The organism is Endozoicomonas sp., from assembly GCF_031844845.1.
GTDB lineage: Bacteria > Pseudomonadota > Gammaproteobacteria > Pseudomonadales > Endozoicomonadaceae > Endozoicomonas.
On sequence record NZ_JAVRMB020000280.1, the window covers coordinates 1 to 13,863 of the forward strand.

General features: G+C 48.2%; 12 protein-coding genes. 2 read left to right on the forward strand and 10 right to left on the reverse strand.

All coding sequences use genetic code 11. From position 1 onward, the window contains the following. On the forward strand, positions 1–181 hold a 181-nt coding region (locus RM811_RS15005; RefSeq protein ID WP_402525802.1), incomplete at its 5' end, for a hypothetical protein. A 72-nt stretch (positions 182–253) separates the two neighbouring features. Here the strand turns inward: RM811_RS15005 and RM811_RS15010 are convergent. From RM811_RS15010 to gap, 10 genes are all read right to left on the reverse strand, one after another. Continuing rightward, positions 254–1,000: a YebC/PmpR family DNA-binding transcriptional regulator gene (locus tag RM811_RS15010; RefSeq protein WP_402525804.1), complete on the reverse strand. Its 747-nt coding sequence runs from the start codon at positions 998–1,000 to the stop codon at positions 254–256. A 68-nt stretch (positions 1,001–1,068) separates the two neighbouring features. Next, positions 1,069–2,853 (reverse strand): aspartate--tRNA ligase, encoded by a 1,785-nt coding sequence (aspS, locus tag RM811_RS15015; protein ID WP_402525806.1) that lies wholly within the window; start codon positions 2,851–2,853, stop codon positions 1,069–1,071. 66 nt (positions 2,854–2,919) lie between these two features. Beyond that, positions 2,920–3,192, reverse strand: a complete 273-nt coding sequence (locus RM811_RS15020) for an FmdB family zinc ribbon protein (RefSeq protein ID WP_402525808.1) — start codon at positions 3,190–3,192, stop codon at positions 2,920–2,922. 167 nt (positions 3,193–3,359) lie between these two features. Further along, positions 3,360–4,802 carry a hypothetical protein gene (locus RM811_RS15025; RefSeq protein ID WP_402525810.1) on the reverse strand — a complete coding sequence of 481 codons (1,443 nt, stop codon included), beginning with the start codon at positions 4,800–4,802 and terminating at the stop codon, positions 3,360–3,362. 2 nt (positions 4,803–4,804) lie between these two features. Beyond that, positions 4,805–5,287 carry a hypothetical protein gene (locus RM811_RS15030; protein ID WP_402525812.1) on the reverse strand — a complete coding sequence of 161 codons (483 nt, stop codon included), beginning with the start codon at positions 5,285–5,287 and terminating at the stop codon, positions 4,805–4,807. A 626-nt stretch (positions 5,288–5,913) separates the two neighbouring features. Continuing rightward, positions 5,914–6,825: a serpin family protein gene (locus RM811_RS15035; protein ID WP_402525815.1), complete on the reverse strand. Its 912-nt coding sequence runs from the start codon at positions 6,823–6,825 to the stop codon at positions 5,914–5,916. Between the two features lie 339 nt (positions 6,826–7,164). Next, positions 7,165–7,671 carry a PTS glucose transporter subunit IIA gene (crr, locus tag RM811_RS15040; protein WP_402525818.1) on the reverse strand — a complete coding sequence of 169 codons (507 nt, stop codon included), beginning with the start codon at positions 7,669–7,671 and terminating at the stop codon, positions 7,165–7,167. 200 nt (positions 7,672–7,871) lie between these two features. Beyond that, entirely contained in the window at positions 7,872–8,855 is a 984-nt protein-coding gene (gene pfkA, locus RM811_RS15045; RefSeq protein WP_402525820.1) for a 6-phosphofructokinase, read from the reverse strand. Positions 8,856–8,984: 129 nt separating this feature from the next. Then, positions 8,985–10,418, reverse strand: coding sequence for a pyruvate kinase (gene pyk, locus RM811_RS15050; protein WP_402525822.1), 1,434 nt, complete (start codon positions 10,416–10,418; stop codon positions 8,985–8,987). 240 nt (positions 10,419–10,658) lie between these two features. Then, positions 10,659–11,669 (reverse strand): type I glyceraldehyde-3-phosphate dehydrogenase, encoded by a 1,011-nt coding sequence (gap, locus tag RM811_RS15055; protein WP_402525827.1) that lies wholly within the window; start codon positions 11,667–11,669, stop codon positions 10,659–10,661. Positions 11,670–12,896: 1,227 nt separating this feature from the next. On the opposite strand from gap, the gene RM811_RS15060 reads away from it, so the two are divergent. Beyond that, positions 12,897–13,190: a hypothetical protein gene (locus RM811_RS15060; protein WP_402525825.1), complete on the forward strand. Its 294-nt coding sequence runs from the start codon at positions 12,897–12,899 to the stop codon at positions 13,188–13,190. Positions 13,191–13,863: the final 673 nt, after the last annotated feature.

Consider the following 13,863-nt stretch of genomic DNA (forward strand, 5'->3'; position numbering starts at 1 on the left):
ATTACAATTTAGAAACAGTGGATTACCAAAATACGCTACGAATCCATGCCCGCACCACTTACCCTTGAACATGAGTTTTAGGGAGCCAGCCTGCCAGATGAATAATCAAGTAAAAACATTACTGACCATTGCCGGCGTCACTCTGGTACTTTTTCTGATCACGCTGGCCTTTAATCTGTAATGATTATGAAAAGCCTCATATAAAAAAACCCGGAAAGATCCGGGTTTTCAGGTAAAGCATACCGACCAACAATCAGCCCATCTGCTCCATCACTTCTGCAGAAATATCCGCATTGGTGTAAACATTCTGAACATCATCCAGATCTTCCAGGCGATCAATCAGCCTCATGATCTTCTCCGCACCGGCCAGATCCAGCTCGATCTGAAGGGAAGCAATCATACCCACTTCACCACCTGCAGCTGTCAGGCCCACCGCTTCCAGAGCTTCCTTCACGGCCATAAACTCAGTCCACTCAGTCAGGACTTCAACAGAACCATCATCATTACTGACAATGTCCTCTGCACCGGCTTCCAGGGCAGCCTCCATGACCTCATCTTCGTCGACACCTTCTTCAAAGAAGATCTGACCTTTTCGTTCAAACAGGTAAGCAACAGAACCATCGGTCCCCAGGTTACCACCATGCTTGGAAAACGCATGACGAACTTCCGCCACGGTACGATTACGATTATCCGTCAGGCATTCAACCAGAACCGCAATACCACCGGCACCGTAACCTTCGTAAGTGACTTCATCCATATTGGAGTCATCATCATCACCCACACCACGGGCAATAGCACGATTAACGGTATCCCGAGTCATATTGGCGCCCAGCGCTTTATCAACGATGGCTCTTAATTTCGGGTTATCTTCAACCAGACCGCCGCCCTGCCTGGCAGCAACCATCAGCTCACGGATAATTTTTGTAAATACCTTGCCCCGCTTGGCGTCCTGCGCGGCCTTACGGTGTTTAATATTCGCCCATTTACTGTGACCTGCCATAGAAAACCTCTGCTTAAAAACGTTGACTGACGGCCACTCTCCATTAAGAGAGCGGCTGCCTTCATTAATCAGTGACTGGTCGCAGAAGCTGCATCGCGACGAATGCGCAGATTCAGATCGTGAAGCTGCTGAGTTTCTACTTCACCCGGTGCCTGAGTCAGCAAACAGGAAGCTGACTGAGTTTTCGGAAAGGCAATGACTTCACGAATATTGCTGGTACCGCACAGCAGCATAACCAGACGATCCAGGCCAAAGGCCAGACCACCATGAGGCGGTGCACCGTACTTCAGAGCATCCAGCAGGAAGCCAAACTTCTCACGCTGCTCTTCTTCCTGAATACCCAGCACACGGAATACCGTCTGTTGCATCTCCTGACGATGAATACGAACAGAACCACCACCCACTTCATAACCATTCAGAACCATATCATAAGCTCTGGATAATGCCTGAGAAGGGTTGGCTTCCAGCTCTTCCGGCGTACAGGTTGGCGCAGTGAATGGATGATGCAGGGCAGTGAGACCACCATTACCGGTCTCTTCAAACATCGGAAAGTCAACAACCCACAACGGTGCCCAGGCACTGGTATAAAGTTTCAGGTCTTCGCCCACCTTACAACGAAGGGCACCCAATGCTTCATTAACGACGGTTTCTTTATCCGCACCGAAGAAGACGATATCACCGTTAGCCGCGCCAATACGGGACATGATGTTCAGAGTAACTTCATCACCCAGAAACTTGATGATGGGCGACTGAAGGCCTTCAACCCCTTTCTCCAGCGCATTCACCTTGATCCAGGCCAGCCCCTTCGCGCCATAGATGCTGACGAATTTGGTGTAGTCATCAATCTGCTTACGGCTCAGCACAGCGCCACCGGTCACTTTCAGAGCGGCAACACGGCCTTTAGGATCTTCCGCAGGCCCTTTGAATACCTTGAAGTCAACACCGGTCATCAGGTCCGCCACATCCACCAGTTCCAGGGGAATACGGAGGTCTGGCTTATCAGAACCAAAACGGCTCATGGCTTCGGCATAAGTCATCCGTGGGAATTCAACCCCCAAATCAACGCCTTTCACCTCGGTAAACAACTTCTTAACCAGAGATTCAGTGATCCCCATGATCTGCTCTTCATCCAGGAAAGAAGTCTCAATATCGATCTGGGTGAATTCAGGCTGACGATCAGCACGCAGGTCTTCATCACGGAAGCATTTAACGATCTGATAATAGCGGTCAAAGCCAGAAACCATCAGCATCTGTTTGAACAGCTGCGGAGACTGTGGCAATGCATAGAAATGTCCCGGATGCACTCGACTGGGCACCAGATAGTCACGGGCACCTTCTGGAGTGGCACGGGTCAGCATCGGCGTTTCAATATCCAGAAAGCCGTTCTCTTCCATAAACCGGCGAACCACAGAAGTGGCCTTGCTGCGAAGAATCAGCTTTTCCTGCATTTCAGGACGGCGAAGATCAATGACACGATGACGCAGACGAACATCTTCGCCCACATCGGTATAACCTTCGATCTGGAATGGCGGTGTCTGAGCCTGGTTGAGGATTTCAACCTGCTTGCCCAGAACTTCAATTTCTCCGGTCGCCATGTTGGAATTGGCGGTGCCTTCCGGACGGGGACGAACGATACCGGTAATTTTCAGGACATACTCACTGCGAGACTTGTCAGCCAGGGCAAAGGCTTCTTCGGTATCAGGGTCTACCACCACCTGAGCCAGGCCTTCACGATCGCGCAGGTCCAGAAAAATCACACCACCGTGGTCGCGACGGCGATGTACCCAACCGCAGAGGGTGACTTCCTGCCCATCATGGGAAAGATTCAGTTCGCCGCAATAATGGCTGCGCATAATGTACCTCAAATCGGGAATTTAAATAGTATTCATCCAGCCTGCTGAAACAGACCGGAGTTAGCATCAATCACTGGTTGCCGGACAACCGCCACAACCACTCTTCGTATCCTTGGTCGGGCAGTGATTATCCGAAGAGGCAAGATTCTTCTTCCTGCCGCCTTTAAAATCGGTTTCATACCAACCACCACCCTTCAGCCTGAAGGCCGGTGCGCTCAACAGTTTTTTCAGTGCTGGCTGGCCACAGGCCTGACAGTCACTCAACGGCGCATCACTGAATTTTTGAATGACTTCAATTACTTCTGAGCATTGCTCACACTGATACTCATAGATCGGCATTAAACAGACTTACCCTTTACTTACAAAATTACCAACAAAAACGGTTCTACTGATATTTCAAAATCGGGCATTATACCCCAAAGCGATGCAGAGTCAGCCGTCGTGACATAAAAAAAGCCGTGCTATACACCAGCACGGCTTTACCTGGAACAACGATTAAATAAACGTTAGACGGGATGCCTGCGAATAGCCGATGCAGCGGATTCGGCATCTTTTAATACCTCCGCAACCATAGTATCTATCTTTCTCTGATCCACCAGCATCCGCGCCAACAGCGTATCCTCTGCTCCGTCTTCTGCTTCTGCCAACGCCACCGGATTTTCCTCTGCGGCGCCTTTTGCTTCTGCCAACGCTACCGGCTTATCCTCTGCGGTATCTTTTGCTTCAGCCAACGCTACCGGCCTATCCCCGGAGGCATCTTTTGCTTCAGCCAACCTGGCATAATCCTTTTTCGCAGACGCCTGAATCTCCGACATTTTTTCCTGAAGAAGGAGCAGGGCAAAAGCCTGCGGGTTATTGGCACCTTCCAGACTTAAACTGTCACCCAGATAAGGCTGATCAACCGGATTTTCTTCACTGCCTGTCTCCGTGGGCTCAGCCAGTAGAATCAGAGCAAGACCTTCAATAGTGTCGGCCAGCTGCTGATCCGTGGTGCTGTCATCATTATCGGAAGCAATGGCAGCAGAAGCCCCACCCAGGGCAAAGAGACCCGATAACCGGGTCAATAACGCCGGAGTCAGCAATACCCGCAAGGCCTCAGCGACCACGCCGGGCTCAGCCCGGTCAATGGCCTCATCGTATTCCTCGACTGTATCTTTATTGAACGCCCGTAATTCATCGGTAGACTTTCCCTGTTTCCTGCCCAGAAGTCTCGCGCCGTGCAGCTCAATGAGGTTATCAAGCCGCCGCTTTAGCAGGCTCTCTTCGCCGGTTTCCAGGCTGGCCGGATTGTTCTGTACCTGCACACTACCAAGGGCCACCTTTGCATCCCTGACAGCCGTTACAACAAGGGCCATCAGTGTATTCACTGCATGAAGACGACTCTCGGAAGACTCTTTATCACGTAATGTGTCGCTAAAAAATAAAGGATCCTTTTCATCCCCAACCCACCACCCAGCAAGACTACCCTCAAAATCTTTAATATCTTGTTTAAGCTGCGGAATCTCAAGGGATCTCCCTGCAGCCGCAGCATGGGCATCAGCAGCCAGTCCAATGGTCTGCGCTTTATTCAGCGATTGAATATCTTTAACAAAACCCCTGAACACCAGAAGCAGAGTCTGGGTATCCGACAGCAGGGTCTCAATATCGATTTCATTTCCCCCTCTGGTCAGGAAACGCGAACTAAAATCACTAATAACCGAGCTGAAACCCAGCAGCCTTGCCTTAAAAGCCTGCTTAAAATAATCAGTACTTCTCACCATGCCCGTGCCGGGAGCGTCCATATCGACACCGCTCCCCCCAAAACCATCACCTTCAGAGTTTGACTGGGTATTTTCAGCACTATACCCGGAACCGACCGGCGCAGTCGGGTCTGCAGAATCTGTTGATTCCACGGAACCACCGCTACCCGCTGCTGGCGCACTACCCGCTCCTCCCACTGGATCTGACATAATCACTTCCTCCCTGAATGCTCACCCACATAGTTCATTAATCGTCGAGCCTGCTCCAGCTCTTTATGCCAACGCTCTGACCGACCCGCCCGGCTAATGGCTTCAGACAGGGCATTGGCAACCAGAGGGCGCTTTTTCAACTCGATAAAACACTTTGCCATCATCACCGACGCCCTGGGATCCTCAGCATCCAGCTTTTCAGCATGAGACAGCGTGGCAGCAGCCTGAGCAAACTGCTGAAGCTCAAACTGAACCATACCCAACCCCAGAAAATAACCATAATGGGTGTGATCCAGTAGACAAAGATGACGAAAAAGAATTAACGACTCGTTGAACAGCCCCGAATTAAAACGCCCATAAGCCACCTGATATATGGCATCCAGCTGGCTCTGATCTATATTGCGAAGTTCTTTCATCGTGCCGCCCTGGGCAAGGTACGCAAGCCAGGGTGGCGCAGGGGACGGTGAGGTAGTTTGTTTGTCCATAAAACCAAAAGTCCTATCCATGATTTAAAAAGATTTAAGGTATTACTTTATTATAACCATTAAATAGAACTTCCCCTTGCTCATTGGTCTAAGGGATGGAGGCGCTCAATATACCATCGTTCTCCCCTCGAAGGCGGGATCCACTGTTCGTGGTAGATTCCCGCCTTCGAGGCTGTCGCAAAACCCACCAGGAACCTCGTTCCTGGAGGGTTTTGCGACAACCGCCTTCGCGAGGATGACGGTCGGGGGGTGTTTTGCCCTTTTGCGACACCCTCCTTCGCGGGAAAGACGGTATTGGTATAAATTGGCATTTAAAAACTTTTTCGACACCCTCTTTCGCGAGAATGACGGAGGGCTACTACTTTCTACAATGCCACTTCCCTAAGTTTTAAGTGGGTAAATAGAAACCAATGGAGGGCGTATTTTCATAAGATAATGTGTCCGCCGGTAGCAAATGAGCGTTAAATGGTCAATGCCCCCGAGGAACCAGAATTAAAAACTTGCCGCCGCCCCACTCATTTTCCAAAAGAGCCAGTTCCCCCCTTTTTTATTAGAGGTGAACGGTGGCCGTGCATGGCCGTCTGGTATCAGGAATCTCCTTCCTTCAGGAGAAGTGGACGTCAGCTCTATTTCTTTATATCTGGTTGCTCAGTTTTTCCCGTAACATCACCTTCAAATAAAATGGTTCCAGTGGGCTTATGCAACACCCAAATCTTAAATGGAGAATCAAATGTTATTTTAAAGTTTTCAACGATGTCAGAAATCCCTTTATCTGTTGTCTCAAGAACATCTTCAACACCATCTTTATCCAGTTCAAAAACGGTCTTTTGTTTAATTATAGAATTACTATGGTCTTGTACTATTCCAGAAACATCTGCATTATCACTCAATACAGCGCGGCACTGACCAGGTCTGTCCATGATTGACCTCATGTCCCAATCAGATTCCAGTTTCAATTTTGGGAAAACAGCACTCCCTAAATCCGGCCATTTATCACATCCCAGAGCATTGAGCGCGCTGGCCAAAAAGGTGAGATCCTTAAACGCCTCAAGATATTGATGTTTATCTGGCTTGCCCAGCAAAACACCATAATCTTTATTGGCGAACTGGCACCAGACTAATTCCCATTTTATTCCATTTGAAGAAACAGTTCTGTTACGAGGCCAGTAATATTGAACGGCGGATACCTCCGAAGTTTCACCCGCTCCATTATCAAAATTAATAGTGCGAACCTCCAGTTTCCTGGGCCATTGATTTTTTATTAGCTTCCCATCACAGATCAAAAGTTTAGAGAAGTTTGTTAATATTTCAGAGGGTATCTCCTGAGTTTTATTCCCTGTACCAGAGATGCTATAGGCAGACAATGGGGTTTGTTCAGTTCCTTTCGAAGCAGGCGCTGGCAAAACTTTGCCCTCTGGCTGGTGCGACACAAGGGTTCTGCTCAAAGTGAATTTCGCAACTGCCTCCTTATCTGGACTGTCATTGATATCACTATGGGGTACTGATCTTTGCGCACCACCTTGAATTATTGTTTCCATTCCCCTTTCTCCTGCTGATAATGTATAGAGTTATTCGATCAGGCCCCGGAGCCTTACCCATTAATCAGAATGACAATATCTGAGCCAGAAAATACGGAGGGAAAAACCATTAAGATACTCAGCACGACCTCCTGATACAGGATTCATCTTTGAGTAATAATACAAGTAAAAGTTCAACACAATAAATCCAACGGAAGCAGATCGGGATATACCGGCAAAGCGACGCATGACGACTATAAATATCACGAGCGGTCAGACACTGGCGTCAGTTTAGCCGTTGGTGGGACCACTCGCTGCGCAATTCAGAATATGGTTATCTATGGAATAAAAGCACTATGATTACTTCATATATACAGTTAATAAAGTATCCACCCCTGCCTTCACATCACCGCTGGCCTTTTCCAGACGACTGACATCGTCCATATTGGAAATAACGATGGGTGTAATAATGCTTCTTGCCTTCTCTTTCAACAGAGCAAGATCAACCTCTATCACCGGTTCACCCATCTTGATCTGCTGACCTTCTTTGGCGATTCGCCTGAAACCTTCGCCCTTCAGCTCTACGGTATCAATACCAAAATGGACAAACAGCTCAACGCCTGAAGGCGTTTCCATGCTGAAGGCATGGTTGGTTTCAAAGATCTTGCCAATGACACCGTCACAGGGAGCGACCATCACATTTCCGGCTGGATCAATGGCTATACCATCGCCCACTACCTTGTCAGCAAAAACAGGGTCCGGCACCTCCTCAATGGGAAGCACTTTTCCCGTCAAAGGCGCCTTCAGGACAGTTCCCTCGGGTGAGCTGAAACCCAGATTTTTCTTGAGAGAGTCAAGGATACCCATAGTGGTTACCTGCGGTTGTTACAACAATCTTCTATGAAAGTGTCTTCTATCTGAAATGAAACCCCTTCACAGATGAGGAACCGGTTTTGAGGGTAATGACCCGAAACACCGGTGGGGAGGAAAGCAAAAAAGCCTCATTTTCAGAGGCTTTTCCGGATTAGAGAACTTTAGTCATCTATCAGTAAGCATTCAACGTCAGATTAAATAGAAACAATTTCAGCCACTTTCATCAGAGTGCTATCGATCTGATTATGCTTGCTGATCGCTCTTTCCAGTGGTGTTTTCACAACCTGCTGATCACGAACACCCACCATAACACCACTGTCGCCATTTCTCAGGGCTTCCACAGCGGCCACGCCAAGGCGACTGGCCAGAACACGGTCAAAGCAACTGGGCTTGCCACCACGCTGAATATGGCCAAGCACTGTCACCTTGACTTCATACTCAGGGAACTGTTCTTCCACCGCACGGGACAGCTCAAAAACACCACCGCCGCCCCGGTCACCTTCAGCGACAACAATAATGCTGGAGGTTTTACCGGCACGACCGCTATTTTTCAAAGACTCCATAAACGCTTCAACATTTTTCTCCTGCTCAGGAATCAGAATATCCTCAGCACCCGAAGCAATACCGGTATTCAGGGCAATAAAGCCAGCATCACGGCCCATCACTTCAATAAAGAACAGACGATTATGAGAGGTTGCGGTGTCGCGAATCTTGTCAATAGCTTCAACCACGGTATTCAGAGCAGTGTCATAACCGATGGTATAATCGGAGCCATAGATATCATTATCTATGGTACCCGGCACACCGATACAGGGCAGACCATGCTCTTCTTCCAGCAGCATTGCTCCGGTGAAAGAACCATCACCACCGATAACGATCAGACCACCCAGCTCCGCGGCACGGGCATTTTCATAGGCCTTGGTACGGCCTTCTTTAGAGCGAAATTCCTGACAGCGGGCAGATTTCAGAAATGTGCCGCCCAGGTTGATGATATTGGCGACACTACGGGCGTCCGCCACATCCATATTGTTTTCAATCAGCCCTTTAAAGCCTTCCTGAATCACCACCGGCACAATACCGTAGTAAATACAGCCACGGACAGCAGCGCGGATGGCCGCATTCATACCGGGAGCATCCCCCCCGGAGGTCAAAATACCGATTCTCTTTAATTCGGTCATACCAGGCTACTCTCCTTCTAACTGCCAAATGCTTTTAAAAAAGCAACAGCAAAAATCTGTTATTGGTTAAACTTCAAAGATCAGTAAAAAATGCTTATAGTGAATAATGCCTATAGCGAATAAAAAGCCTTAGCTGACACAGATAATCTGCATGGTATTCGTGCCACCTTCGACTTCCTGACTTTCGCCTTTGGTCAAAATAATCTTGTCCCCCGTTTCCAGAAGACCACGGTCTTTCAACACATTAATGGCCCGGCCATTCACTTCAGGTCCATATTCGGTACCACTGTCAAAATCAACCGCCTCAACACCACGATAGAGAGCCACAAGACGCGCAGTGGTTTCATAGCGGGTCATGGCATAAATAGGCAGACGGGTGTTAATTCTCGACATCCACAGCGGCGTAGCGCCACTTTTGGTCAGGCAGACAATCGCCTTGATATCATCCTGATGATTGGCGGCAAACATGGTGGCCTGGGCAATGGCTTCATCTACATGTTCGAACTTGCCAATCCGGCGCTCAGCCATATGCTCACTGGTCTGTTTTTCAGCACCGATACAGATACGGCTCATGGCTTTAACCACTTCATCAGGGCGTTTACCCATAGCCGTTTCACCAGAGAGCATAACCGCGTCAGTGCCGTCCAGTACCGCATTAGCCACATCGAAGACTTCCGCACGGGTTGGCTGGGTATTGTGAATCATTGACTCCATCATCTGGGTGGCCGTGATGACGGGCTTATTCAAACGACGGGCTTCTTTGATCATGTGCTTTTGCGCACCAATCAGTTCAGGGTCACCAATTTCGACACCAAGGTCGCCGCGGGCAACCATAATCGCATCAGAGACAGAAATAACTTCTGCCAGCAACTGATGGTCATTGACGACTTCTGCCCGTTCAATTTTTGAGATTATAGCGGCTATACCACCAGCCTCCCGCATCAAACGACGGGCCTCTTCTACATCACTGGCCCGTCTGACAAACGATACCGCGAGAAAATCCACTTCCAGTTCCGCGGCAAGAAGGATGTCTTCTTTATCTTTGTCCGTCAGTGCTTCAGCAGAAAGGCCACCACCCTGCAGGTTAATCCCCTTATTATTGGACAGTTCACCACCATTGATCGCTTTCGTCTTAATACATGAACCATCAATGGCAACCACTTCAAGGCTGATACGGCCATCATCCAGAAGGAGAATATCACCGACTTTGCAGTCGTTTGGCAGGTCTTTATAGCCAAGGCCAACCTGGGTTTCATCACCATCATCAATAGCGATGCTGGCATCCAGGTTGAAACTGGCCCCATCCGGAAGATGGATCTTGCCGTTCTGAAAACGACCAATGCGAATTTTTGGCCCCTGAAGATCACCCAGAATCGCTACCGGACGATTGAGTCTTGCTGAGATAGAGCGGATGGTTTTGGCTCGGGCCTTATGATCTTCCGGGTCACCGTGGGAGAAATTCAGGCGAACGACGTTAACACCCTCTTCAATAAGCCTCTGCAGCTGTTCTTCAGATTCAGTTGCCGGGCCCAGGGTTGCAACGATTTTGGTGCGTCTTTGCATGATAATCCTCTCGCTTGTGAACCTGTCGTTCTTATGGACTCTTTGGCTTCCACAGGAATCAATACGGCAAGAGACAGGTGATTTTGACTGGGTAAAAACAAAAGAAGAAAGGGCTGTTCAATCACTGAAAGTATAGGAGCTTCCTGCTCAAACACTGTCTTCTCTTTGTGTTCACTTAACCAATTTAAACAACTCAGGCTCGTAAAACGAGCCTGAGTTGTTATTACTTTTCAGATCGCTTTAAGCGTTCATCAGAGCTTTGGCAGTATCCAGCATACGATTGGAGAAGCCCCACTCGTTGTCATACCAGGACATAACCTTAACCAGGTTGCCCAGAACACGAGTCTGAGTTGCGTCAAAGTTAGAAGAGTAAGGACTGTGGTTGAAGTCCATGGAAACCAGCTGTTCGTGGTTAACGAAGAGAACGTCAGACATCGCTGGAGTAGACTTGGCAGCAGCAATAATGATTTCGTTAACTTCTTCAGCCGTGGTTTCACGGGCAGCAACAAAGGTCAGGTCAACCAGAGAAACGTTGATGGTTGGCACACGAACCGCCATACCGTCGAACTTGCCTTTCAGCGCAGGAACCACTTCGCCAACAGCAGCGGCAGCACCGGTAGCGGTCGGGATCATGTTCATGGCCGCAGCACGGGCACGGTACAGGTCAGTGTGATAAACATCGCTCAGACGCTGATCGTTAGTGTAAGCGTGGATAGTGGTCATCAGACCCTTATCAATGCCCAGCATATCGTTCAGAGGCTTGGCGATAGGTGCCAGACAGTTAGTGGTGCAGGAAGCGTTAGAAATAACGGTCATGTCTGCAGTCAGAACGTCATGGTTCACACCGTAAACGATGGTCGCATCAACATTGGAACCAGGCGCAGAGATGATAACCTTCCTGGCGCCGGCATCCAGATGTGGCTTGCAGGACTCTTTAGAACGGAATACACCAGTACATTCAAAAACAACGTCAACACCCAGCTCGCCCCAAGGCAGGTTGGATGGATCACGCTCAGAGAAAGTCTTGATTTCGTCACCGTTAACAAACAGTGCGCCTTGACCTTCTTCAACCTGTGCGTTGAAACGACCGTGTACAGTGTCGTACTTGGTCAGGTGAGTGTTGATTCTGGTATCACCCAGATCATTAATGGCAACAATCTGGTATTCATCGCGACGGCCAGCTTCGTAAAGTGCGCGCAATACGTTGCGACCGATACGGCCGTAGCCATTAATAGCAATCTTGATCATGATGTCTCCAATACCTTAAATCAAAGCGGACAAACCGCTCTCTCGAAATAAAAAGGCTGTAAGTAGAAAGTCTCTAGTAAAAAGGATTTCATTAGCGAATGCAGCAGAGTAAAAACACCTATAGGAAAAACCAAACATGCAATTAAACACGCAACTACAGGATTTAACGGCTGATCACAGTTTTTATCAAGCTGTCACAAAGCGCTCGCTGCAGCATTCTGAAACCCACTTCACAGGACTTTCAGTCCTGAAGCACACAAACTTACCGACAAGGGTTGACTTCCTGATAGCACGGAGTTAAAAATATGCAAAAGAAAACAAGATACAACACATAATTACACACCGCTTCTCATCCGAACCAACCGATTGTCGAAGCCACTGGCCAGCTTCATACGACACCAGTGTGATATAAAGTGTGATCGAAAAACCGGAATTCAGCAAAACCGCCCTGATCTTGACAGAGTGTTTTGGTGAATTCCCGAGTTTATCTATGTACTAGACTAGTACCATTCAGCAAGTTCACCGTAGTTCGCTGACAAACCCAAGCCTGAATCATACGTTTAGATCAGCACCTTTACCTACGGCGATAATGCGGACTGTCAGACCTGTAGTCAAGCCTGACACAGGCTCTTTTGATTGAATGCTCAACACTCTTTTACTTTAATGAATTACCACATCTGAACATTTTTTCTGATTGAGGATCAACACACTCAGCTCTGATATACGCCCACTTTGGACACAATCACGATCATGAATACGACAGTAATCGTTTAATCACCACATGCCCGGCTCAAAACCAAGACGAAAGTCACTGTTATTGAAGGTCTATTATAAAAACAACATTCCAGCCAGTGAAAAATACAGAGCTATCTATTGGGGAAGGGCTGTATAAAACACGCTATTCACACCATCAAAAAACAACATGCTCGCAAAGTTTCTGACATAACCAACACTCTTAAACCAGTGATTTTTTTATGCTTTCATCACAAAAAAAATTGTAAAAATTTTGTAAGCCATGCAAAAAAGTAATAAAAAACCATTCGTCCAATTAATTCCACCTGCTTTTTGAACAGAACTATTTTTATAAAAAAAGCTATATATTGATAGGCATCAGAGAATATTTATTCTTGAAACAATGTTAAACAAATAATTTAACGAGTCACTCACAATTCAACCCCAGCAAACTGATAGAATATATCCATCTACCGAGCCTTGTATTAAATGCACCCTATGAAACAACTAATCATTATCACACTCCTCATCTGCTCCCCGCTGGCCCAGGCCGAACTGCTTACCTGCGATCAGAAACAGACAGTATGTGAAGCCCGGTGCAAAGCATCAAGCCTTATCAGTGAACAGGACAGTAACACCTGCAAAGCTCAATGCCTGGGTGAACGGACTGCCTGTGAGCTTGAGCAAGGTAAAGAGTCTGCAGGAAAGCTCGCAGACCAGGCCAAAGATGCCAGCCAATCCTATATGGAGAAACTTAAAGCCTTCTGGAAGGGACTTACAGACAATCTGTGAGGGGAACCTGAAACTTCCGAGTTTATGTAGTGCAAAATCTGAACGCAACCAGCTGCAAGATGAGCGCAAAAAAAAAGAAAAATGGTCGAGAAACGTTACAAACGCCAAATTCAATATTGAGTCGTTATTCCCACCTGCGAGTCTGTCACAAAAGGGAGAATTAACCCCCAACCGTCATCCCCGCGAAGGAAGGTGTCGCAAAAGGGCAAATTAACACCCAACCGTCATCCCCGCTACACACCGTCATCCCCGCTACACACCGTCATCCCCGCGCAGGCGGGGATCCACTGCTCGAGATAGACTCCCACTCTCGAGATGGATTCCCGCCTTCGAGGCTGTCGCAAAACCCTCGTTCCCATGCTTTTAGGCCCTGTGGGTCCTGCGTGGGAATGCATACGGATCTGGCCGCATGTGGAGAAACCTCTCCTTGTCCGAACCTGTGGGGGTTTCAGGCTGGTTATTCACTTGGGGCGAGTACGGTATGCATTCCCACGCGGAGCATGGGAACGAGATGTCCGGAGGGTTTTGCAACACCCTCCTTCGCGGGAAAGACAGCAGCGGTACAAATCGGCATTTGAGACCTTTTGCAACACCCTTCTTCGCGGGGATGACGGAAAGCTGATATTTTCTACAACGCCTCTTCCATTATTGAGGATCAAAAACACCCGTCGAA

What these genes read in the sequence shown, in the direction of transcription:
- pfkA (WP_402525820.1), bottom strand. Translation starts at nt 8,855, where the DNA reads ATGACCGAATTAAAGAGAATCGGTATTTTGACCTCCGGGGGGGATGCT.
- RM811_RS15060 (WP_402525825.1), top strand. Translation starts at nt 12,897, where the DNA reads ATGAAACAACTAATCATTATCACACTCCTCATCTGCTCCCCGCTGGCC.
- RM811_RS15035 (WP_402525815.1), bottom strand. Translation starts at nt 6,825, where the DNA reads ATGGAAACAATAATTCAAGGTGGTGCGCAAAGATCAGTACCCCATAGT.
- RM811_RS15020 (WP_402525808.1), bottom strand. Translation starts at nt 3,192, where the DNA reads ATGCCGATCTATGAGTATCAGTGTGAGCAATGCTCAGAAGTAATTGAA.
- pyk (WP_402525822.1), bottom strand. Translation starts at nt 10,418, where the DNA reads ATGCAAAGACGCACCAAAATCGTTGCAACCCTGGGCCCGGCAACTGAA.
- aspS (WP_402525806.1), bottom strand. Translation starts at nt 2,853, where the DNA reads ATGCGCAGCCATTATTGCGGCGAACTGAATCTTTCCCATGATGGGCAG.
- RM811_RS15010 (WP_402525804.1), bottom strand. Translation starts at nt 1,000, where the DNA reads ATGGCAGGTCACAGTAAATGGGCGAATATTAAACACCGTAAGGCCGCG.
- RM811_RS15025 (WP_402525810.1), bottom strand. Translation starts at nt 4,802, where the DNA reads ATGTCAGATCCAGTGGGAGGAGCGGGTAGTGCGCCAGCAGCGGGTAGC.
- RM811_RS15030 (WP_402525812.1), bottom strand. Translation starts at nt 5,287, where the DNA reads ATGGACAAACAAACTACCTCACCGTCCCCTGCGCCACCCTGGCTTGCG.
- crr (WP_402525818.1), bottom strand. Translation starts at nt 7,671, where the DNA reads ATGGGTATCCTTGACTCTCTCAAGAAAAATCTGGGTTTCAGCTCACCC.